21 protein-coding genes are annotated in these 20,151 nt (G+C 72.7%); 10 read left to right on the plus strand and 11 right to left on the minus strand.

Annotated elements, in window-relative coordinates:
* Window positions 1-10: 10 nt before the first annotated feature.
* Complete coding sequence (locus BM290_RS16700; protein ID WP_093614968.1) at window positions 11-685, minus strand: response regulator transcription factor; 675 nt, start codon at window positions 683-685, stop codon at window positions 11-13.
* Window positions 685-1,029, minus strand: coding sequence for a hypothetical protein (locus BM290_RS16705; RefSeq protein WP_093614970.1), 345 nt, complete (start codon window positions 1,027-1,029; stop codon window positions 685-687). Before BM290_RS16705 ends, BM290_RS16700 begins: the two co-directional genes overlap by 1 nt.
* A 57-nt stretch (window positions 1,030-1,086) precedes the next feature.
* On the opposite strand from BM290_RS16705, the gene BM290_RS16710 reads away from it, so the two are divergent.
* Complete coding sequence (locus BM290_RS16710) at window positions 1,087-2,436, plus strand: sensor histidine kinase (RefSeq protein WP_093615716.1); 1,350 nt, start codon at window positions 1,087-1,089, stop codon at window positions 2,434-2,436.
* On the opposite strand, the gene BM290_RS16715 is transcribed toward BM290_RS16710, so the two are convergent.
* The 5 genes from BM290_RS16715 to BM290_RS16735 all read right to left on the minus strand — a co-directional run bounded on the left by BM290_RS16715 (window position 2,411) and on the right by BM290_RS16735 (window position 9,408).
* Window positions 2,411-3,508, minus strand: a complete 1,098-nt coding sequence (locus tag BM290_RS16715) for an alpha/beta hydrolase (protein WP_093614972.1) — start codon at window positions 3,506-3,508, stop codon at window positions 2,411-2,413. The genes BM290_RS16710 and BM290_RS16715 overlap by 26 nt on opposite strands.
* A complete protein-coding gene (locus BM290_RS16720) occupies window positions 3,483-4,406 on the minus strand; it encodes a hypothetical protein (RefSeq protein ID WP_093614974.1) in 924 nt (307 codons plus the stop codon). Before BM290_RS16720 ends, BM290_RS16715 begins: the two co-directional genes overlap by 26 nt.
* Window positions 4,407-4,505: 99 nt before the next feature.
* Window positions 4,506-5,153, minus strand: coding sequence for a hypothetical protein (locus tag BM290_RS16725; RefSeq protein WP_093614976.1), 648 nt, complete (start codon window positions 5,151-5,153; stop codon window positions 4,506-4,508).
* Between the two features lie 91 nt (window positions 5,154-5,244).
* Window positions 5,245-6,441 (minus strand): FAD-dependent oxidoreductase, encoded by a 1,197-nt coding sequence (locus BM290_RS16730; protein ID WP_093614978.1) that lies wholly within the window; start codon window positions 6,439-6,441, stop codon window positions 5,245-5,247.
* Between the two features lie 123 nt (window positions 6,442-6,564).
* Complete coding sequence (locus tag BM290_RS16735) at window positions 6,565-9,408, minus strand: helix-turn-helix transcriptional regulator (protein ID WP_093614980.1); 2,844 nt, start codon at window positions 9,406-9,408, stop codon at window positions 6,565-6,567.
* Window positions 9,409-9,528: 120 nt separating this feature from the next.
* On the opposite strand from BM290_RS16735, the gene BM290_RS16740 reads away from it, so the two are divergent.
* From BM290_RS16740 to BM290_RS16760, 5 genes are all read left to right on the plus strand, one after another.
* Complete coding sequence (locus BM290_RS16740; protein ID WP_093614982.1) at window positions 9,529-9,777, plus strand: SCO4226 family nickel-binding protein; 249 nt, start codon at window positions 9,529-9,531, stop codon at window positions 9,775-9,777.
* A 163-nt stretch (window positions 9,778-9,940) separates the two neighbouring features.
* On the plus strand, window positions 9,941-11,653 hold the full coding sequence (locus BM290_RS16745; protein ID WP_093614984.1) for a phosphatidylglycerol lysyltransferase domain-containing protein: 1,713 nt from the start codon (window positions 9,941-9,943) through the stop codon (window positions 11,651-11,653).
* Window positions 11,650-12,339, plus strand: a complete 690-nt coding sequence (locus tag BM290_RS16750) for an SGNH/GDSL hydrolase family protein (RefSeq protein ID WP_239143438.1) — start codon at window positions 11,650-11,652, stop codon at window positions 12,337-12,339. The genes BM290_RS16745 and BM290_RS16750 overlap by 4 nt, the downstream gene beginning before the upstream one ends.
* 94 nt (window positions 12,340-12,433) lie before the next feature.
* A complete protein-coding gene (locus BM290_RS16755) occupies window positions 12,434-13,060 on the plus strand; it encodes a ClpP family protease (protein ID WP_093614986.1) in 627 nt (208 codons plus the stop codon).
* Window positions 13,057-13,671 (plus strand): ClpP family protease, encoded by a 615-nt coding sequence (locus BM290_RS16760; protein ID WP_093614988.1) that lies wholly within the window; start codon window positions 13,057-13,059, stop codon window positions 13,669-13,671. Before BM290_RS16755 ends, BM290_RS16760 begins: the two co-directional genes overlap by 4 nt.
* Before the next feature lie 11 nt (window positions 13,672-13,682).
* Here the strand turns inward: BM290_RS16760 and BM290_RS16765 are convergent, their stop codons facing one another.
* Window positions 13,683-14,036: a helix-turn-helix domain-containing protein gene (locus tag BM290_RS16765; RefSeq protein WP_093614990.1), complete on the minus strand. Its 354-nt coding sequence runs from the start codon at window positions 14,034-14,036 to the stop codon at window positions 13,683-13,685.
* 160 nt (window positions 14,037-14,196) lie between these two features.
* Here BM290_RS16765 and BM290_RS16770 point away from each other — a divergent pair, with 160 nt between their 5' ends.
* The 3 genes from BM290_RS16770 (at window position 14,197) to BM290_RS16780 (ending at window position 16,676) form a co-directional block, all read left to right on the plus strand.
* A complete protein-coding gene (locus BM290_RS16770; RefSeq protein ID WP_143133778.1) occupies window positions 14,197-14,670 on the plus strand; it encodes a hypothetical protein in 474 nt (157 codons plus the stop codon).
* Between the two features lie 66 nt (window positions 14,671-14,736).
* Window positions 14,737-15,975 (plus strand): sensor histidine kinase, encoded by a 1,239-nt coding sequence (locus BM290_RS16775; protein WP_143133779.1) that lies wholly within the window; start codon window positions 14,737-14,739, stop codon window positions 15,973-15,975.
* Entirely contained in the window at window positions 15,972-16,676 is a 705-nt protein-coding gene (locus BM290_RS16780; protein WP_093614996.1) for a response regulator, read from the plus strand. The genes BM290_RS16775 and BM290_RS16780 overlap by 4 nt, the downstream gene beginning before the upstream one ends.
* Here BM290_RS16780 and BM290_RS16785 read toward each other — a convergent pair.
* From BM290_RS16785 to BM290_RS16795, 3 genes are all read right to left on the minus strand, one after another.
* The gene (locus tag BM290_RS16785) at window positions 16,624-17,433 is read right to left on the minus strand and encodes a CPBP family intramembrane glutamic endopeptidase (RefSeq protein ID WP_177319751.1); all 810 of its coding nucleotides are present in this window, start codon (window positions 17,431-17,433) and stop codon (window positions 16,624-16,626) included. The genes BM290_RS16780 and BM290_RS16785 overlap by 53 nt on opposite strands.
* A 173-nt stretch (window positions 17,434-17,606) precedes the next feature.
* Window positions 17,607-18,131: a HEAT repeat domain-containing protein gene (locus BM290_RS16790; protein WP_177319752.1), complete on the minus strand. Its 525-nt coding sequence runs from the start codon at window positions 18,129-18,131 to the stop codon at window positions 17,607-17,609.
* 295 nt (window positions 18,132-18,426) lie between these two features.
* Entirely contained in the window at window positions 18,427-18,852 is a 426-nt protein-coding gene (locus tag BM290_RS16795; RefSeq protein ID WP_093615002.1) for a hypothetical protein, read from the minus strand.
* A 224-nt stretch (window positions 18,853-19,076) separates the two neighbouring features.
* On the opposite strand from BM290_RS16795, the gene BM290_RS16800 reads away from it, so the two are divergent.
* A complete protein-coding gene (locus tag BM290_RS16800) occupies window positions 19,077-20,111 on the plus strand; it encodes a hypothetical protein (protein WP_093615004.1) in 1,035 nt (344 codons plus the stop codon).
* Window positions 20,112-20,151: the final 40 nt, after the last annotated feature.

Consider the following 20,151-nt stretch of genomic DNA (forward strand, 5'->3'; position numbering starts at 1 on the left):
CCTCCCCCACTCACGCCTGCGGGTCGAGGCGGTAACCGGCTCCGCGCATCGTCTGGATGGTGCTGCGCCCGAACGGACGGTCCACCTTGTCCCGCAGGTAACGGACATACACGTCGACCACGTTGGAGCCGCCGTCGTAGGCGAAGTCCCACACGTGCTCGATCAGATGGGTACGGCTCAGCGTCTCACCCGCCCGGCGCATCAGCTCGTGCAGCAACGCGAACTCCTTGGCCGACAACGCGATCCGGGTGTCACCGCGCTGCACGGTCCGGCCGGCCGGGTCGAGTTCGAGATCACCGACGCGCAGGGTGGCCGGGCGCTGGGCGGGCTCGCGGCGCAGCAGGGCCCGCACTCTGGCCATCAGCTCGTCCAGGACGAACGGCTTCGTCAGGTAGTCGTCGGCGCCGGCGTCGAGGCCCCGCACCTTGTCGCCGGTGCCGTCGCGGGCGGTCAGCAACAGCACCGGCGCCCACCGCCCGGCGGCCCGGATCCGCCGGCACACCTCGATGCCGTCGGGGGCGGGGATCATCACGTCCAGCACCACCGCGTCGAAGTCGGTCTCGGTGATCGCCCACACCGCGTCCGCGCCGGTCCCGACCGTGTCGACGGCGTAACCGGCGCGCCGGAACGCCCGCTCCAGCATGACGGCCATGGCCGGGTCGTCCTCGGCGATCAGGATCCGCATCAGCCCACCCTAGGGGCCGACGCGGCGATCGCGGTCTGGGCGGCGACCCGGGCCAGCTCACGGTGCAGCAGGGCCAACTCGTCGCGCAGATCCAGGGCCAGGGCGGCGGCGGTGTGTTCGTACCCGATCTGACGCCGTGCGATCTCGGCGGTGATCCGGTCCGCCCGGCGCAGCGCCATCAGCACCACCGCCCACTCGGCCACCGACAGCACCGACAGTGCCAGCACCGCCGGCATCGCACCGCCGGACTGCCGGAAGCACACCAGCACCACCACTGCTCCGGTGAGCAGCGTGCCCAGGACCAGCAGGTCGGCCGGGCGCCGCCGCGCGGGGATCGACGTCATGCCCCCGATCCTCGGCCACCGATGATGAGAGCATGATGAAGAACGACGGAGGTGACGGTGGCACGGCTTGTTCCCTCCTCGCTGCGCGCCCGCCTGGCCCTCGTGTTCGGTGTCGGCACTTCGCTCGTACTCCTCGTGGCTCTTTCTCTGCTCTATGTCGCGCTGGAGCGGCAGCTCGACGCCGCGGTGGATGCCGACCTCTCGGGCCGTGCCGACGATCTGATCGCCGGGATGAGGGCGCAGGACCTCGACGCGGTACGGGCTGACCCGCTGGCCGAGCTCTACGCCGCCGACGGCACACCCCTGGCGTCCTCGGCCGGGCTGAACGGCCAGGTCCTGTTGCGTCCGGAACAGATCAGTGCCGTGGGCGGCGGGGCCGTCCGTAGCGTCGTGCTGCTGGCGCCGCGCCCGGGTGAGACGCCCGAGCGGGTCCGGCTGCTGGCCCGCCCGGCCGGCCGCGACGGCGAGGTCCTCGCGGTGGGGCAGCCGCTGAGCACCGTCGAGGGCGCCGGCGACCGGCAGCTGGTCGTGCTGGCCGTCGCCACGCCGCTGCTCGTCGCCGCGCTGTGTGTGCTCGGCGGGTTGCTGGTGCGGGCCGCGTTACGGCCGGTCGACGAACTCACCCGGGAGGCGGCGGCGATCTCCACGCTCGACAGTGACCGGCGGCTGCCCGCTGTCGCCGGTGACGACGAGATCGCCCGGCTGGCCGCGACGCTGGACGGCATGCTGTCGCGGCTGGCGGTCGCGTTCGCCCGGGAGCGGGCTTTCGTCGACGACGCCAGCCACGAATTGCGTACCCCGATCGCGATCATGCGGGGTGAGATCGACCTGGCGTTGCAGGCGGTCGACGACCCGGAGGAGGTTCGCCGTTCGCTGTCGGCCGCGCAGCGCCAGGCGGCCCGGCTGGGCCGGCTGGCCGAGGACATGCTGCTGCTGGCCCGGGAACGTGCCGGGGCGCTGGCGGTGCTGCGGGAGCCGGTCGATCTGACCGATCTGGCCCATGCCGAGGCTCGCGCTCTGGGCCCGGTCACCGACGTCCGTATCGAGGTCCGCGGTGATCCGGTGATCGTCGACGCCGACGCCGGGCGGATCCGTCAGGTGCTGGCCAATCTGGCCGCCAACAGCGCCGCCGCGGGGGCGCGCACGGCCCGGGTCACGGTCGGCGCCGACGGCGCCGGCGTGCGCATCGAGTGGGCCGACGACGGCCCCGGCTTTCCGCCGGACCTGCTGGACCGGGCTTTCGAACGGTTCGTCCGCGGTGATCCGTCGCGCACCTCGTCGACCGGAGCGGGGCTGGGCCTGTCGATCGTCCGGGCGGTCGTGACCGCGCACGGCGGCAGCGCGGAGCTGCGCAACGGGCCGCCGCTGGGTGGTGCGGTGGTCACCGTCCGCCTCCCGGCGGCCTGAGGGCTGTCGTTTCCTTCGGTGGTACGGCCACCCGCCCCATCTCCGGCCCGGCCGGGCGGCCCAGTGACGTCGACAGCCAGTCGAAGGCGGGCGCCTCCATCGCCTGCCAGCTGCGCAGATTGTGCCCGCCACCACCCAGGTAGGACGTGGTGACCGACAGTGGCGCCCGCGCGGCGGCGGCCAGCGCCTGGGTGTCACGCATCGGTGCCCGGTCGGTGCGCGCGCAGCTCAGATAGAGCGACACCGCCGGCGGCGGCAGATGCGCGAGCCGCCACAGCGCGTTGTACCCGGTGTTCTCGGCGCCGTCGCCGACCCGGATACCGGGTGTGGCATACCCGGACAGGGCGGCGCCCGCCGCGTACTCCATCGGGTGCCGTAGCAGCAGGTCGGTGGCGCAGTAGCCGCCCGCCGAGTAGCCGATCAGGCCCCACCCGGCCGCGTCGGTGCGGAGGTGGAGCCGGGCCTTCGCGGCGGCCGGCACGTCGACGGTCAGGAACGTCTCCGCCCGGGGCCCGCCCGCCAGGTCGGTGCATTCGGTGTCCAGTGCCGGGTCGGGCGTCTGGTACGGGAACAGCACCACCGTGGGCGCCATCCGCCCGGCGTCGATCTCCTCGTCGAGGACGGCGGCGGCATGCAGCCCGCTCAGCCACTGCGCGGGCGATCCCGGGTATCCGTGCAGCGCCTCGACGACCGGGTAGCGGGTGGCGGGCTGCCGGTCGTAGCCGGGCGGCAGGTAGACGTACATCGGAAGGGTGAGTCCGCTGGCCGGGCCGGTGACCGTCATCGTGGTCACCGTGCCGGTTCCCGCACCGCCGGCGCTCGCGGCGGGCACCGCCGTGGCCGGTTCGGAGCCCAGCAGCCCGGCCCAGGTCGGGTAGGCCTCCACCTGGCGGTTCACCCACAGGAGCGCGGTCGCCGCGGCGGTGATCAGGCAGGCGGCCACGGCGGCCGTGCGGACGGCGAGGCGACGGCCGGGCCGGGCGGCCCGGTTCCAGAGCGGGCTCACCAGAACGGCGGCGAGCACCGTGGCGGCGAGGGCGAGCAGTTCAGGGCCGAGGCTGTCCGGGGACACGGCTTCCTCCTGTACGGGCCGGGGCCGGCGAGGCGGGCCGGTGCGGGCGGTGGTGGTGGACGGGGATCCAGGCGACCGGCGGCTCGGCGGCGGCCAGCGGCGGCGGTGTCTGCAGGGCGGCCCAGGCGACGGCGGCGGCCAGCCCGTCACTGTGCCCGACCGTCACGCCCACCGGCACGGCCGCGACGTCGGTGACCGGCGTGGCGGTGACCGGCCGGCGTGACCCGGCTGGTGGCGGCCCGTCGCGTACCACGGCGATCGCCGGATACTGTCCGGCCGCCGCCGCGGCCCGCCCGGCGAGCCCGATCGCCGATGCCGGTGACACCAGGGCCCAGTGCCGTGCGGTGACCCGCAGGTCGTGGCTGAGCTGCGCGGGGATCGCCGCGGTGAGGGTCGCCGCGGTGGTCGCCGCCGTCGTGCGGGCGACGACCACCACGGTCTGGTCGGCGCCCACGGGCGGGCCGGTCCAGCCGTCCCCGACGACCACGACCACGGAGTACCGCCGGTCGGGGTGCTCCAGGTATCCCGGCGGGACCACGACGGTCGGCGCCGCGGCCAGTCCCCAGCCGTCCCAGCCCGCCGGGCGCCAGGCGAACGTGTGATCACCGGCTGCCCGGGATCGCAGCCAGTCGTCCAGCGCCCCGGCCCGCACGACGGGCATGGCCGCCGGGGTGTCCGTCTGCTGGAGCAGGTCACCCCACGACGAGTAGAACAGCTCCGACCGGTTGACGATCAGACCGACCGCGACCAGCAGCAGAGCCTCGGTGAGCAGAATCCCGGCGGGCCGCACCAGCAGCCGTGGCCGCCACTCCCGCCGCCAGGCCAGCACGGTGACAGCCGCACCGACGGCCACCCCGAGCACCACCACGAGGATCAGGGGTATGCCGGTCAGGGACATGGACGCTCATCTCGTCGGCAGCACGGTGACGAAAGGCAATCTGCGCCACCGTCGATGAGAGACCGGTGAGAGAGGAACCGTTTCCGCGCCGGTTTTGGTTCACATGCTCCGCAGCGGGCGGTCGTCGTCGCCGTGGAAGTAGCGGACCTCCACGTCGGGCAGCTCCCGCTGAAGTTCGTGTGCCAGCGCCAGGCCCTCCTCGGCCCACGCGGCACTCGCCCACTCCTCGCCGCCGAGCCCGTGCCGCTCGTACGTCTCGTTCCAGGCCCGCAACCGCCGCCCCAGGGATTCCGAGACACCGAGCTCCTCGAGTGACACCGGTGAACCGCTGCCCCGGGGCCGTTCCCACACCGGATCCCCGGCGAAGTACTCCGCCATGACCAGCAGCGTCGCCGGCCGATCGTCGACACCGTCCAGCGGAAACGCGCGCCACTCGAACTCGAAACCCCTGCGCCGCTTGCCCTCGATCGCGGCGAGCAGGTCGACCAGAGCCGAACTGTCCCGCGCGAGCCCGGCCGGACCGGCGTCACGGGCCGCGTACTGCTTCAGGAACTCCCCGGCCGCGGCCATCGCCCGTGGTCCCAGCAGACGGCCGACATGGTCCTGGAGGTAGCTGAGCACCTCATCGGGCACTCCACCGCGGGCATAGGCGTCTTCCGCGAGCAACCAGGCCTGCAGCGCTCCCAGCGCGTCACCCGTCTCCCGGCCGGCCTCGGCGGCCTCTCTGAGCGACGATTCGTCATCCACACCCCGATCCTGGCAGCCTCCGAAGCATCCGGCCGGAAGATCACCACAGGTGTGACCGGCCCGAGCCGCCTGTCCCGATGCCGCGCGGCGGTCAGCAGGTGAGCCGGGGTGGATTCGGTCCGTAGGCGTTGGCCCGGGCGGTGCGGCGGCGCACGCCGGGAACGGCGGTGACCAGGCGCAGGATCGCGGGCGGGCTGATCGAGCGGCCGGCCGCGCGGGCTGTCGCCACCCGCCGTTCGAGGCGTACCTGCTGGTGCTGGACCTTGCGGATGGCGGGTTCCCGGTCGGCCTGGATCGCGGCCAGCACGGCGTCCGGCACGGGACCGGCGCCCAGGGGGATCAGGTGGTTGGCGGCGGTGACGGCGTCCTGGACGGCCATCAGGATGCCGTTGCCGCCGACCGGGGAGATGACGTGGGCGGCGTCTCCGAGCAGCAGCAGTCCGGGCCGCCACCAGCGGTCGGCGCGGGCGATCGCGACCGACAGCAGGGTGATCTGGTCGAAGCTGGTGAGCCGGCCGGCCCGGTCGGCGAGCCAGGGGATGTGCCCGGCGATGAAACGCCGGATCGGGTCGACCCCGGCCTCGCGGGCCGCGGGGAAGCCGCCCTTGGGCACCGTGTAGCCGACCTGCCAGCCCTGGGTGCCGGTCAGCAGCCCGGCGTAGTTGTCCCGGCCGAAGTACAGGTCGAGGTCGGCGTCGGCGGGGTCCTGCTCGTGGCGGGGCAGGCGGAACCACAGCAGATCGCTGGCGGCGCCGAGGGGACGCACCGGCAGGTCGGCGAGGCGCCGGAGGCGGGAGAACCGGCCGTCGGAGCCGATGACGAGGCGTGCGGGCACGTCCTCGTCGCCGGCGCCGGTGCGGATCCGGGCGCCGGTGACCCGATCGTGGTCCTGGACCAGGCCGGTGACCTTGCACCCGGTGCGGACCGAGCAGCCGGGCAGGGCGGCCACCTTCGCGGCGAGGAAGTCCAGGAAGCGGGCCTGCGGCATGAGCGCTATGTACGGGTACGGGGAGTCGATCTTCCCGTAGTCGGCGACGGTGATCGCCCCGGCCCGGGTGTGGAAACGGAAGTGGCGGGCGGTCACGTGGGGCAGCGCGAGCAGGTCGCCGGCGAGCCCCAGCTCCGCGAACAGCTCGAGGGTGTACGGATGGAGCGAGTCGCCCCGGAAATCCCGGTCGAAGTCGCGGGCCGCTTCGAGCACGGTCACCGGGATGCCGGCCCGGCCGAGCAGGTAGGCGAGCATCATGCCGCCCGGCCCGCCGCCGGCGACGACGACCGGGTCAGCCATCGACGCGAGCCGGACGGGGCACGGCGATACGGTCGGGGCGGGCGCTGGTCTCATCGCGAGGACGGGGCATCTCGCCACGGTAGCCCAACCCACAGCGCGGGTGGCCGATGACGAACCGGCTGGTCAGTCGAGGGTGCTGAGCCAGGCGGCGATCTGGGCGCGCCGGGAGACGCCGAGCTTCGTGCGGATGTGTTCGACGTGTGCCGCCGCCGTCTTGGGCGCGATCACCAAGTGCGCGGCGATCTCCCGGTTGGTCATCCCGGCCGTGACCAGCCGTGCGACTTCGAGTTCGCGGGGCGACAGGACCGTCCGCGGTGGGGCCGCGCCGCGCGGTGACCGGGACGGGGCAGCCGTGCCCGAGTGGTCCGCCACCGGCCGGGGCGTGGCCACGTCGTCCGGCGACAGGTGCGCCGGCAGCGGAGCGCCGACTCGCTCGTACCTCGCCCGGGCCGCGGTGAGGAAACCCGCCGCGTCCCCGGACCGGCGGCTGCGCACAGCGCACCGTGCCTGGTCCAGCAGCACCGCCGTCCCTTCCCAGAACCGGCGCCGGTGTTCCCAGAACTCGCCCGCCTCGGCCAGCTCCACCCGGGCCTTTCCGGTCCGCCCCTCGTGGAGGTGGATCAGCCCTCGCGCGTGCGGCAGCACACCGAGGGTCCCCGGTATCCCCCGCTCCTCGATCAGTTCTCCGGCCCGGCGCAGCCACTCACGCGCGGCGGACGCTCCGGACAGCGCCAGGTGCGCCCGTACCCCGGTCAGCAGGTAGGGGAACAGGTAGGCGGCGTCGCGGACCCGGGCCGACGCCTCGAATCCCTCCTCGCACCGCCCGATCGCGGTCGTCAGATCGCCGGCCGCGACGGCGATCTCGGCCAGTCCCCACCAGGCCGGGGACAGCCGCTGCAACTCCCCCATGCCCGAGGCGAGCGCCACCGCCTCGTCGAGGTGGTCCCCCGCGACGGCGTGTTCCCCACGGCCCATCGCCAGGTAGCCGAGCACGTGCAGCGCCGTGATGCGGGTGGTGATCCCGCCGCCGTCGGCCAACGCCTGCCGGGCCGCCGTCTCCGCGCCGGACCAGTCCCCCATCGCCCATCGCACGTGCGCGAGGTGGGCGGCCAGATAGTTGCGGTCGTTGATCTGCTCGACCCGTTCGGCGTACCCGATGCCCTCCGGCAGCCAGCGCAGCGCCGGACCGTACTCGACGAGCACCGACATGCTGGTGCCGATCATGCGGTAGCCGCGGGCCGCCTGTCCCTCGAGACGCCAGCCTCGGGCCCGTGTGATGGACTCCTCGAGCAGTACCGTCCCCTCGTCCGGGCGGCCGGCGAACAGCAGCACCGCGCCGAGCGTGGCGTCGAGATGGCAGCGCATCGCCCGATCGCAGTCCTCGGCCGCGAGGGAGCGCGCGAGATTGCCGTCCTCGATCGCCTCCGCGAGCCGCCGGTCCAGCATGTACGCGGCGGCCAGCGCGGCGTGGATGTTCGCCCGGACCTCCTGCGCCGGCGGGTCGGTGCGTGACTCGATCAGCGGCAGCGCGCCCCGCAGCGCCGTGGTGCGTTCCGGCAGGCTCGCGCCGAGCAGATGCCGGACGGCGACCCAGTCGGGCAGCAGGGCGGCCGCGGCCAGCCGATCGCCGAGCCGTAGCCGCAGCCGGTAGGCCTCCGTATAGCAGGCGGCCGCCGCCGTGTTGTCGTCCACCGCGGCCAGCTCCGCGGCGAGCGCCGTCAGCAGATCGGCCCGGGCCGCGTCCGGCAGCGTCTCCGGTGCGGTCCGGCGGGCCCGCTCGTACAGTTCGGACGCCTCCCGATGCGCCGATATCTCCGCCGCCTCGCCCGCGGCGGACATCGCGTAGTGGAAGGCCGGCTCGGTCAGTGCCGCACGTTCGTACTGATCGCTCACGAAGGCGGCCGGAAATCCCGCCGCGACGGCCGCCGCCGCGGCTCGCGCGTGCAGCGACCGGCGCCGGTGCGGGGTGAGATCGGCATAGAGCGCGTCGCGGATCAGCGCGTGCCGGAAGTCGAAGGTCGACCGGTCCGGGTGGGCCTGCACGAAGAACCGCTCGCCGAGTTCCCGCAGTCCGTCGTCGACGGAGGCCGGCCCGTCCCCGGTGATCGCCGTCAGCAGGTCCAGGTCGAACGACCGGCCCAGCACCGACGCCACCTCGGCGAGCCGGCGGGCCCCCGCCGACAACGCCGACGCGCGGGCCAGCACCGCGTCGGCCAGCGTGTCGGGCACGCTGTCGCGCGCCGCCAGGAACTCCTCGACGTGCAGGGGGATGCCGTCGCTGCGCGCGAACACGTCCCCGGTGATCGCGCCGGGCAGCGCGCTGCCGGCGATGGCCGCGGCCATCGCCGCCGTGTCGGCCCGGCTCAACCGGCCGAGCCGGACCTCCTCGGCATGCCGCTGGGTCAGCAGCCGGGCCCGCCAGGCGCGTAACGGCACCCGCGGATACAACTCGTCGCTGCGGTACGTGCACACCAGCAACAGCGGCAGGTCGGGCGCCCGCCGGCCGAGGCGGGCCAGCACATCCAGCGTCAGGTCGTCGGCCCAGTGCAGGTCCTCGATCGTCACCAGCAGCGGCCCGCGAGCGGCGCCGGCGATCAGCTCGGTCAGATCGGTCACCAGCAGCCGGCGCTGCCGGTCCGCGTCACCGTCGGCGGATTCCCGCAGCCGTCGCGACACCCCCTCGCCCTCCGCCGCGGTGGCCGGGTTCCGCCGCAGCTCCGCCCCGAGATCGGCGAGTACGGCCCCGGCCACCTCGGCGTCACCCGGCGACGCCCCGGCGGAGAACACGGTGAATGCCGGCGCCTGCCGCACGATCTCGGCCAGCAGCCGGGTCTTGCCGATGCCCGCCTCCCCGGCGAGCAGCAGCAGCTCCCCGCGGCCCTCGGCGGCGGCGGCCAGCCGCCGCCCGGCGAGCGCCGTCAGATCGGCCCGTCCGATCAGCACCGGACTGCTCAGTGCGCTGTCCACGCCGGTGACTTTAGGTCACCGGGGAGGCGCTTCCTAGGTGCGATGACCGATGTCCGACTGCGCGGGCTCGGACATTGTTTCCCTGTCAGCAACACCCCACCGCAAGGAGCGAAGTCCCCGATGGCCAAGTTCATGGACGTGCACAGTGGATTCGTCGGTGTCACCCCGGAGCAGCTCGCCGAGGCTCACGACGCCGACCTGAAGATCGAGGCCGAGGAGGGGGTGCACTTCGAGCGCGCCTGGCTGGACCCCGAGTCGGGGAAGGTCTTCTGCCTCAGCACCGGGCCCAGCAAGGAGGCGGTCATGCGGATCCACGAGCGGGCCGGCCACCCGACGACGGAGATCTACGAGTTGACCACCGAGGTCTGAGGCGGGTCACGCAGCCGGCGGCGGCCACGGTGGCCGAGGGGGTCCACCGGGGCCGCCGCCGTGAGGCGTCGCACGCCGCTGAGTCTCATCGTTCTCTCATCACGGCGCTTCTAGGTTCGGGCCGGAACGACGCGGTCCGGCCGCGACGGCGAAGGAGCAAGTGATGTCTGCACGCGTGTGGCGGCCCCGGCCGCCGCTGTCCCGGGCCGCTGTCGCCCGGCTGGTCCAGCTCAACGGCGTGTTCAATGTGATCACCGCGGTGGTGCCGGCGCACCACGGGCGGATGGCCGCGCTGGCGCCCTTCGTGCCGGCCGCCGGGATCCTCTCCGCCCGGGCCGCCACCGCCGCGGCCGGGGCGCTGCTCATCCATCTCGGCGCGGGGCTGCGGCGGGGCCGGCTGCGGGCGTGGCAGCTGGCGGTCGTCGTGGCCGGGGCCGCGATCGGACTGCATCTGGTCAAGGGGCTGGACGTCGCGGCGGCGGTCGTGTCGGCGGCGCTGTTGACGATGCTGGTGGCCGTACGCCAGGAATTCAAAGCCCTTCCCGGGCCGCGCAGCCGGTGGCGCGCGCCGGCCGCGCTGATCGGATTCGCCGGCGCGGGGTTTCTTCTCGGGCTGTTCGAGATCGCCGTCCGGGCCGACCATCTGATCGGCACACCCGGGGTGCGCGCCTGGGCCGAACACGCCGCGCTCGGGCTGATCGGCGTCACCGGGCCGGTGGAGTTCGCCCGGCCGTGGGCCGCCGACACGGTCAGCTACACCACCGGGACGTTCGGGCTGCTCGCGGTGCTCGCGGCGGTCGTGCTGCACCTGCGTCCGGGTGAGCCGCGCACGGTGCGCAGCGACGACGAGGAGCAGCGGCTGCGGCGGCTGCTCGCGCGGTACGGCGGCGGCGACTCGCTCGGCTACTTCGCGTTGCGCTCCGACAAGGCCCTGATCTGGACGCCGTCGGGCAACGCCGCGGTGGCGTACCGCGTGGTCCGCGGTGTCAGTCTCGCGGCCGGTGACCCGATCGGCGCCGAGTCGGCGTGGCCGGAAGCGATCGCCGCGTGGCTGGCCGACGGGGAACGCCACGGCTGGACGCCGGCGGTCCTCGGCTGCGGGCGGGCGGGCGCGGCGGCGTACGCCCGAGCCGGTCTCGATGTCATCGAACTGGGCGACGAGGCGGTCCTCGACGTCGGCACGTTCAGCCTGGACGGCCGGGCCATGCGGTCGGTACGGCAGGCGGTCAACCGCATCCGGCGGGCCGGATACACGTGCACCGCGGTACGCCAGCGGGACCTGTCCGCGACTGATCTCGCCGCCGTGGTGCACGCCGCCGACCGGTTCCGCGACGGCACCGTGGAGCGGGGCTTCTCGATGGCGCTGTCCCGGCTCGGCGACCCCGCCGACGGGGACTGCCTGATGGTGCTCGCCCACGACGAGAGCGGGGAGCTTCGCGGGGTTCTCCAGTTCGTGCCGTGGGGCGCCGACGGGATCTCGCTCGATCTGATGCGCGGCGACCGTACCGCGCCGAACGGTCTGACCGAACTGATGGTCGTCACCGCCGTCGAGGCCGGACCGGCTCTCGGCATCCGCCGCGTGTCGCTGAACTTCGCGGTGCTCCGGTCGGTCTTCGCCCGCGCCGAGCAACTGGGCGCCGGCCCGGTGCTGCGACTGTGGCACCGCTTGTTGCGGCTGTTCTCCCGGGTGTGGCAGATCGAGTCGCTGTACCGGGCGAACGCGAAGTACCTGCCGATGTGGCAACCTCGCTATCTGTGTTTCCCCACCGCCCGCGACCTGCCGCGGATCGCCGTCGCGGCGCTGACCGCGGAGGCGTTCCTGCCCGTCCGCCGGTCCGCCGCCCCGGTCGCCGAGCTCGCTCTCAGCAGCTGTTGAGCCGCTGGCCGCTCGCGGTGGTGGCCCTGCTGACGCTGAACGCGTGCGCCACGCCGGAACCGGAACCCCGGCCGGAGGAGCCGGTGGTGGTCACCCTGGGCGACTCGGTTCCGGCCGGCACCGGTTGCGATTGCCGGCCCTTTCCCGATCTGTACGCACGGCTGCTCTCGTCGCATGCCGCGTCGATCAACCTGGCCCAGCCGGGATTCACCACCGCCGACGTGCGGGAACAGGTCGGCACGAGCGACATCCGCGACGACATCAGATCGGCGAGCCTGGTGGTCGTGATGGCCGGGGCGAACGACATGGCCGAGGCGTTCGAAAACGGCGACGACTATCCGGGGACGGCGCGGGCCGTACAGGACGCGGTGTCGTCGATCGTCGACACGGTGCGCAGCGAACACGGCAGCCCGGTCACCGTCCTGGTGCTGGGCTACTGGAACGTGGTCCGCGACGGCGAGGTGGGTCTGAGCGCGTACGGCGCGGACGGCCTCGAGGAGGCGAGACGCGCCACCCGATACTGCAACGACGCGCTGCGGCAGGCCGCCGAACACAGCGGGGCCGCGTACCTCGACACGTCGGCGGCCTTCACCGGCGACCCGACCGCCTTCCTGACACCGGACGGCGACCACCCGAACGCGGCCGGCCACGAGGCGATCGCCGCCCTGCTCCGCGGCCGTCACTGACGGCTCATCTGCTGACCGCAGATCCGCTTGGCCGGCGGGCGTCGTCGCGTCGAAGGTGGAGACGGCACGCAGGGCCGAGCCGGAGGAGAGAACCATGCATCCATTCACTGCCGCGACACCGGGCGGGACCGGGTCCGTCGACGACCAGTTGTCCGTCCAGTTGCTGCACCAGCGCATCATCGTGCTCGGCGCCGAGGTCGACGACCCGATCGCCAACCGGATCTGCGGGCAGCTGCTGCTGTTGTCCGCGGAGGACCCGCTGAGCACCATCAACCTGTACATCAACTCGCCGGGCGGGTCGGTCACCGCGGGCCTGGCGATCTACGACACCATGCGGCTGATCCCCAACGACGTCAGCACGCTGGCGCTCGGGCTGGCCGGGAGCATGGGGCAGTTCCTGCTCACCGCCGGCACCCCCGGCAAGCGGTACGCGCTGCCGCACGCCCAGATCCTGATGCACCAGGGCTCGGCCGGGTTCGGCGGCACCGCCGCGGACGTGGAGATCTACGCCAACCAGTTGGAGCGGCTCGGGCGTACCCTGCTGCGCCTGACCGCCGAGCACACCGGGCAGCCGATCGACACCGTCGAACGCGACAGCCGCCGCGACCGCTGGTTCACCGCCGACGAAGCCGTCGAGTACGGCCTCATCGACCGTGTCCTCGACAGCGTCGACGACGTACGCCCCGACATGGCCCGCCACCCGATGGGACTGACCGCATGAGCCACTACACCATCCCGACCGTCGTGGAGAAGACGCCGAGCGGGGAACGTGCCTTCGACATCTACTCCCGGCTGCTGTCGGACCGCATCATCTTCCTCGGCACCGAGATCGACGACGGGGTCGCCAACGTCGTGATCGCCCAGCTGATCCACCTGGAATCGGCGGGGGAACAGGAGATCGGGATGTACATCAACTCCCCCGGCGGCTCGTTCAGCGCGCTGACCGCGATCTACGACACCATGAACTTCATCAGGTGCGACATCGCCACCACCTGTGTCGGCCAGGCCTCGCAGGCGGCCGCGGCGCTGCTGGCGGCCGGCACCCCGGGCAAGCGGGCGGTGCTGCGGCACGCGAAGGTCACCCTGCACCAGCCGTCCGGCCAGGCCCGCGGCACCCTGCCGGACCTGGCCGTGGAGGCCAAGGAGGTGGCCAAGGTCCGCGCCGAGATGGATCAGATCCTGGCCGAGCACACCGGTCACTCGGTCGCCAGGATCCGGGAGGACACCGACCGGCGGATGACCCTGACGGCTCCCGAGGCGGTCGCCTACGGGCTCGCCGACCGGGTCATCACCCGCCGCGAGCGGCCCGGTTACCGGCTCAACGCCGCCTGATCGCCGCCTGATCAGGCGGCCAGCAGCACCACATCGCCGGACCGGAAGCCGCGCGGCGCCTGTTCCGCGCGGCGCAGCCGGGCCGTCTCCAGCCGCAGGACCGGGGCGCGACGCACGGTGAGGTCGCGCCCCACCTCGGCGAGCAGGTCGGCCAGCCCGATGCCCAGCGAGTCGCAGACGGCGGCCACGATCTCCGAGCTCGCCTCCTTGCGGCCGCGTTCGACCTCGGACAGGTACTGCACCGAGACGCACGCGTCCCGGGCGACCTCGGCCAGGGTCCGTTCCTGCTCCAGCCGGCGGCGCCGCAGCACCTCACCGAGCAGGGTGCGCAACAGAGGCCGGTGGTGATACGTCACGTCTGCCATGCGCCGACGGTAGTGAGCCGCCGCTGCCGCCGACACCCGATCCGGCCGTGTTCTGCCAGCAGCAGAGCGGCCGTCCGGCCCGAACCGTCACCTGAAGAGTTGTCCGGCCCGGGCCGATTGCCGATGGGCACGTGACCGGCCGGGCGTTACGGTCGGCGCCGTGCCGATCACGACCTCCCCACCAGTCGACCGCGGACTCGTCGCCGCCGCTGTGCGGTTCCAGGCCAGAAGGGTGTTCTGGCTGCTCCGGGGCCTGGGGATCCTGCTGCTGGTGGTCGTCCTGATCGACTCGGTCGCTTCCCGGTCGATCGATGCGGCCGGCTTCGCCGGTGGTTTTCTGGCCGTCTTCGGTGTCCCGTGGCTGCTGGCCAAGCGGGCCAGCGACCGCTGCTGGCGGCTGCTGGGAACGCCCGGCACGTACACCGTCAGCGACTGGGGGATCCAGCGTTCCAGCGCCCTCGCTCAGCACGGCTACGCCTGGTCGGCTCTCCGCCACATCCACGAGATCCCCGGTCAGATGATCTTCACGAGCAGAAGTGCCGGCTTCCTGCCGATGCCCACTGCCGCGTTGCTGCCCGGGGAGCGGGAACACATCCTCGCCACGGCGGCCCGCAACGGCGTGGGTCTCAGGTGACGACCGCGACGACACCGCTGGATCCAGGTGATCGTGCGGCCGTGGACGCTGTCTAGGCTGAGGCCGGTGAGTCCGACACACGGTGGCAGGGCGGTGGAACCGGGTACGGTCCTCGCCGCCCGCGTCGACCGGTGGTCACGCGCGCGTCCCCTGCTGGTGGACGGTCTTCTGGCCGGGGTGATGTGGCTGGTGTTCGGGGTGTCCAGCCTGCTCGGCGGGCTGCCCGGGCTGGTCGTGGGCACTCTGACCGTTCTGCCGCTGGCGCTGCGGCGCCGATGGCCGGCCGCCCTGCTGGTGTGGTCGGCGGCCATCTTCGTGGTCCAGCTCGTCGTGCTGCCCATTCCGCTGCCGGCCAACATCGGCCAGGCCTTCGTGATCTACACGGTCGCCGCGCACGTGCCGTCGCTGCTGGTCCGGTGGAGTGCGCTCGGAGCCGGGCTGGCCGGGAGCCTGGTGGCCGGCTTCCGGTGGAGCACCGAGCCCGACCGCACCCGCAACGCACTGGTCATCGCCGCGTTCCTCGCGCTGTCCGCCGGGCTGATCTGGCTGATCGGGAACATCGTCCGGGGTCGCGAGACCAACCTGAGAGCGCTGAGCGAGGCCTACGCGCGTCTGGACGAGAACACACGGCAACGCGAGCGGTTCCTGGCCCAGCAGGAGCGGGTCGCCGCCGCCCGGGAGATCCACGACATCGTCGCGCACTCGCTCACCGTCGTCATCGTGCAGGCCGACGGGGCCGAGTATGCGGCCGGGCATGCGCAGCCCTGGGACCGTGCGCAGGCCCGGACGGTCCTCGCCACGATCGCCCGGACGGCCCGGACCGCGCTCACCGAGGTGCGTGGCGTGATCGACGTGCTCCGCGACCCCGAGTCGGCCGACGACCCGGACGGGCCGCCGGTGGGCCTCACCGACCTGGGTCAACTCGTCGCCGCGGTCCGGTCCGCCGGTCTGCCGGTCGAGGTTCACGTCGATCCCGCCGCGTTCGACCGTACGCCCGCGGCGGTGGGCTTCGTCGTGCTCCGGGTGGTCCGCGAATCGCTGACCAATGTCCTGAAACACGCCGGAGCGCACGCCGTGGCGCGGGTGGCCGTCGAGCGGACACCGCGGGCCGTGGAGGTGAGCGTCGAGGACGACGGCGTCGGACACCCCGTCTGCGGCCCGGCCGGCACGGCGGGTCACGGGCTCGACGGGATGCGGGAACGACTGCGCGCCGTCGACGGCACCTTGACCGCCGGCCCACGCCCGGACGGCGGATTCGGTGTACGGGCCACCATCCCGCTCGCGGTCCGGGGCGGCCGCCGATGAGCCGGCCCCAGCCGATCCGGGTGTTCCTGGTCGACGATCAGGAACTGGTCCGCGCCGGCTTCGAGATGCTGCTGAGCGCGACCCCGGACCTGCTCGTGGTGGGGTCGGCCGGCGACGGGCAGGCGGCGCTCGACGCCCTCCGCCGACCGGAGCACCGCGCCGACGTCGTGCTGATGGACATCCGGCTCCCCGGCATCGACGGGGTCGAGACGACCAGACAACTGCTCGCCACCGCGGATCCGCCGCGTGTCGTGATGCTGACGACGTTCGACTCCGACGATCTGCTCGTCGCCGCCCTGCGTGCCGGCGCGTGCGGATATCTGGTCAAGGACGCCGGACCGACCGAGTTGCTGGCGGCGATCCGGGCCGCGGCGGCCGGTGAGTCACCCGTCTCGCCGCGGCTCGTCCGTCGCCTGATCGACTCGTTCGTCCTCGTGACACCGGCGATGCCCAGCGAGGACCGGCCGGCCGTCGCACCGTCCACTCTGGCGAGGCTCACCGCCCGTGAGCGCGAGATCCTCGCGGCGATCGGGCTCGGCCTGACCAACGCCGAGATCGCCGTGCGGCTGCACGTGGCCGAGTCCACCGTCAAGACCCACGTCGGCTCGGTGTTGCGCAAACTGGAGCTTCGTGACCGGGTTCAGGCGGTCATACTCGCGCAGACGCTGGAATCGGCCGACGGTTCGCCCGCGCCCGGCTGACACCGATCGCGGCAGCGCACGCGGCGGTGCCGAGCAGCACGAGAAATCCGGTGTCACCACTGAGGTACTCGTTGACCGCCACGGGGTGCTCGGTCACGATCGGAATGGTCAGCGCGGCGAACGTGGCGTTGTGCGCGAAATGGGCCACCACAGCCGGCCAGACGCTGGCGGAAATGATCCGCAGATAGCCGAACAGGAACGAGAATGCGATCACGGAACCACCGAACAGCGTGAGCACCAGGACCCGGTTCCCGTCGTTGTGGTAAAAGGGCGTGAAAAGGATGTACGGCAGATGCCATCCGATCCAGACGAGCCCGATGACCAGCATCGCCGCCCGTTCACCCAGAAAGGCCAGTCTCGGCTGCAGATAGCCGCGCCAGCCGATCTCCTCGGCGAACGCCAGAACCGGGCCGGCGATGCACAACGCCAGCACATCGGGCAGCCACGGCCGTTCCGGGGCGGCGAACCGGGCGAGCCCGAACGCGACCACTCCCACCGTCGCGAGCACGGAAACACCGGCGGTGGTGACGATCGCCAGAGGCCAGTGCCGCAACCCGAGCCGGCCCGTGCCCAGCCGCGCCCATCCGTCCCGCGTGTATCCGGCACGGGTGACGACCAGGAGCATCACCAGCACCACCAGCAGCGGGGACAGGGCAAGGATCAGCCCGCCCGCGACGTCGGCGGTGCCCAGCGAACACCCCAGAACCAGCAGAACGAAGACGATCGACGCGGTGCGATCGGACAGCGTGGCGAACACGGACGGACCCGCTTTCAGTAGGTTGCGCCCAGTGTCGGCCGATGTCCGTGCGCCGCCATCCACCCACGATCGGAACATCGACGGCCCCCATCGGCGGCCTCCACCCACGGTGCTAGCACCACGGTCGTACGGACGACAGCCCTCGCACCGCCGCCGGGTGCTCGCCGTCCCCGCTATGCGGGTTCCTCGGCATCGTTCTCGAAGAATTCCGACAGGAATGCGATGATCTCGCGGCGGCCGGGATCCTCGACCACCTCGAGGGCCGCCCGTAGCCGCTCCTCGAGCGGCAACCAGGTGTCGGTGGACACCACCTCGATCTCGGTGATCAGGTAACCCGCTTCGCGTGCCGCCTCCCACGAGTCGCCGATGACCAGGTCCACCAGCAGCGGCAGGATCGGCGTGCAGTCGAACGGCCGCAAGGCGTACAGGAGGGTCCCGCGGAAGCCGCGGGTACGCTCCTGCCGCAGCAGCTCCACGACGACCTCGAACATCTCCGGAACGCGCATCGCCGACAACGCATACGCGATGCCGTTGCGAACCCTCGCATCGGACGTGGCGCCGAGGATCTCCAGCATCAGCGGGGCGGCACCGTACTCGCGGCGGTCGCCGAGTTCCAGGGCGGCCTCACGCGCCGCCTCCGGGTCCTCTCCGGCGAGCCGCGCCAGCAGGTCCGTCACCGGGTGCCCGATCTCCGTCACCCACCTTCCGATCGCACCGGCTACACGAATGAGCCGCCGGGCGCGCGAACGGAACACACCGCGTCGGGCGCGCCCGGCTCGCCGTGCTCGATCTCGTAACCGCACTCACCGCAGCCGCGGTCAGGATGGTGCTCGCGCCAGTCGTGGCGGCACCGGTCGCACACGCCGTAGAAGGCGGGGGTTGCCGGGTGCCGCACAAGCTCCCGGCAACGCTCCGCCACCCGGTTCATCCACGTCATTCGACCACGTTAACGGGCACTCCGAAGCCGATCGGCGCCATCACACCGAACGCGGCTCAGAGCGGCGGGTCATAGGCGAAACAGCTGAGCCCTGGCGCGGGCTTGTACGGCAGGACCCGGTAGTTGTAATTGCGTGAGGTCCACTGCGTGCCCGTGGTGTAGACCACCACCGGTTCGCCCCAGCTGTCGTTCTCGGCCCAGCGCTTCCACTCCCAGGCGCAATAGCCGGCACCGATGTAGTAGCCCTCCGAGTACTTCCACGTCGGAAAGTAGCTGTTGGTCTTCTGATACTGCGGCAGCAACTGGTCGTAGTTGCCGTGGGTGTACACACCGTCGAGCAGGTGCATGACGCCGAGGTCACCCGCGCCGATGTTCCAGATGTAGTTGTTGCCGTCGGTGGCGTGCGCGGGAGTCGCCGCGAGCGCCACAGCGGTCATCGCGGCGGCCGCGACCGCCGCGACGCGCCTGAGGACTGAAGCCATGCCGTTCTCCTTGATCCAGTGAGAGGAGCTGGACTGTGCCGATCGGTGAGTGACCGCCCGGAACGGCGCTGCCGCGGACGTGCCTGAGCGAACTCGCCGGATCAGCGATGACGAGGACGGTAGGCCGACGAGACTCGCTCCGACCAGGGCGAACTGTCCCCCGCTCGACACCAACTGTCCCCTCGGGACAGATGACTCGACGCTGATTGGCATAATCCGTGTCGATGGATACCGCATCGACGGAGCCTCTGCCGCCGTGGTGGCAAGAGGTCCACGACGCCGCCCGGCTGCTGGCCTCCACGCTCAACGCGGCCGTGGTGCGGGCCGCGCGGGACGGTGTCTACACCCCGCCACCGGGTGCACTGCCGCCGAAGCGACGCCGGCAGCCCGCCTCGCTGCGCCACCTGGCCGAGGTGATCCGAAGCCAACGCCTCGCCCCCGGGCTCTCGGTCGACAAGGACGACGTCGCGGCGGTCCTCGCCGGCGAGCCGCGCCGGATCGCCAATCCCGTCCTGGTGGCCGCCGTCGCCCGCGCCGCGCATCAGATCGCCGGCGTGCCGTTCACCGACGACGACGCCGACCGGCTCACGGCCGGCAGCGCCCACATCGCCGCGCTCCACGAAGCGGCGCGGCAAGCGGACGAGAAGGCGCCGAGTACCGTGCCGGTCCGCGACGAGCCCGCCGAGGCCCCGGTCGTCGACGCGCCCGTCACCGCCCGCCGCCCCCGGAAGCGCTGGCCGCTGGCCGTCGGCGTCGTCGGCTCGGTGGTGCTGGCCGGCGTCGGCGCCTTCTTCGTCGTGGACGGCCGGAAGGACGAGGTCGCCGACGGCCGGAAGGGTGCGCAACTGATCGCCGCCGATGCCGAGTGCGGCCTGGGGGCCACCGGCGACGACGTCATCACCGACACCCCGGCGCTCTTCGACGACGACCAGGCCACCCGGCTCAGCCCCACCCTCGACTTCGACCAGATGAACGGCTCCGCCCGCTACGCGCGACACGACGGCCGCACCTACTACTGGGGACGGGCCGGGTCCGACGACCACGACCCGCACGCCGGCGGTGCCCGCATCCGGTGGAGCACCCCTGACGGCCGCTGGCGCAGCTGCGCCACAGCGCTGGCCAGGACCGAGCGAGGGTACGTGCACACGCCCGCGGTCGCCACCACCATCGGCGGACAGCCGATCACCGTGCAGATCTGCCTCTGGCGCGACGAGCCGCGCCGGGAGAACTGCACCCAGGAGATCTCCAACGGCCGCTGAGCCACGCACACCACCGGCCGAGGGCTTGCGTGTGGGCGAC

Source organism: Actinoplanes philippinensis (genome assembly GCF_900113015.1).
Taxonomy (GTDB): Bacteria; Actinomycetota; Actinomycetes; order Mycobacteriales; family Micromonosporaceae; genus Actinoplanes; species Actinoplanes philippinensis.

Bases quoted from the DNA above. Each gene is read 5' to 3' on its own strand.
- BM290_RS16765 (WP_093614990.1), bottom strand. From the start codon at position 14,036: ATGGCAGACGTGACGTATCACCACCGGCCTCTGTTGCGCACCCTGCTC.
- BM290_RS16760 (WP_093614988.1), top strand. From the start codon at position 13,057: ATGAGCCACTACACCATCCCGACCGTCGTGGAGAAGACGCCGAGCGGG.
- BM290_RS16740 (WP_093614982.1), top strand. From the start codon at position 9,529: ATGGCCAAGTTCATGGACGTGCACAGTGGATTCGTCGGTGTCACCCCG.
- BM290_RS16755 (WP_093614986.1), top strand. From the start codon at position 12,434: ATGCATCCATTCACTGCCGCGACACCGGGCGGGACCGGGTCCGTCGAC.
- BM290_RS16705 (WP_093614970.1), bottom strand. From the start codon at position 1,029: ATGACGTCGATCCCCGCGCGGCGGCGCCCGGCCGACCTGCTGGTCCTG.
- BM290_RS16720 (WP_093614974.1), bottom strand. From the start codon at position 4,406: ATGTCCCTGACCGGCATACCCCTGATCCTCGTGGTGGTGCTCGGGGTG.
- BM290_RS16745 (WP_093614984.1), top strand. From the start codon at position 9,941: ATGTCTGCACGCGTGTGGCGGCCCCGGCCGCCGCTGTCCCGGGCCGCT.
- BM290_RS16700 (WP_093614968.1), bottom strand. From the start codon at position 685: ATGCGGATCCTGATCGCCGAGGACGACCCGGCCATGGCCGTCATGCTG.
- BM290_RS16730 (WP_093614978.1), bottom strand. From the start codon at position 6,441: ATGGCTGACCCGGTCGTCGTCGCCGGCGGCGGGCCGGGCGGCATGATG.
- BM290_RS16795 (WP_093615002.1), bottom strand. From the start codon at position 18,852: ATGGCTTCAGTCCTCAGGCGCGTCGCGGCGGTCGCGGCCGCCGCGATG.
- BM290_RS16780 (WP_093614996.1), top strand. From the start codon at position 15,972: ATGAGCCGGCCCCAGCCGATCCGGGTGTTCCTGGTCGACGATCAGGAA.
- BM290_RS16800 (WP_093615004.1), top strand. From the start codon at position 19,077: ATGGATACCGCATCGACGGAGCCTCTGCCGCCGTGGTGGCAAGAGGTC.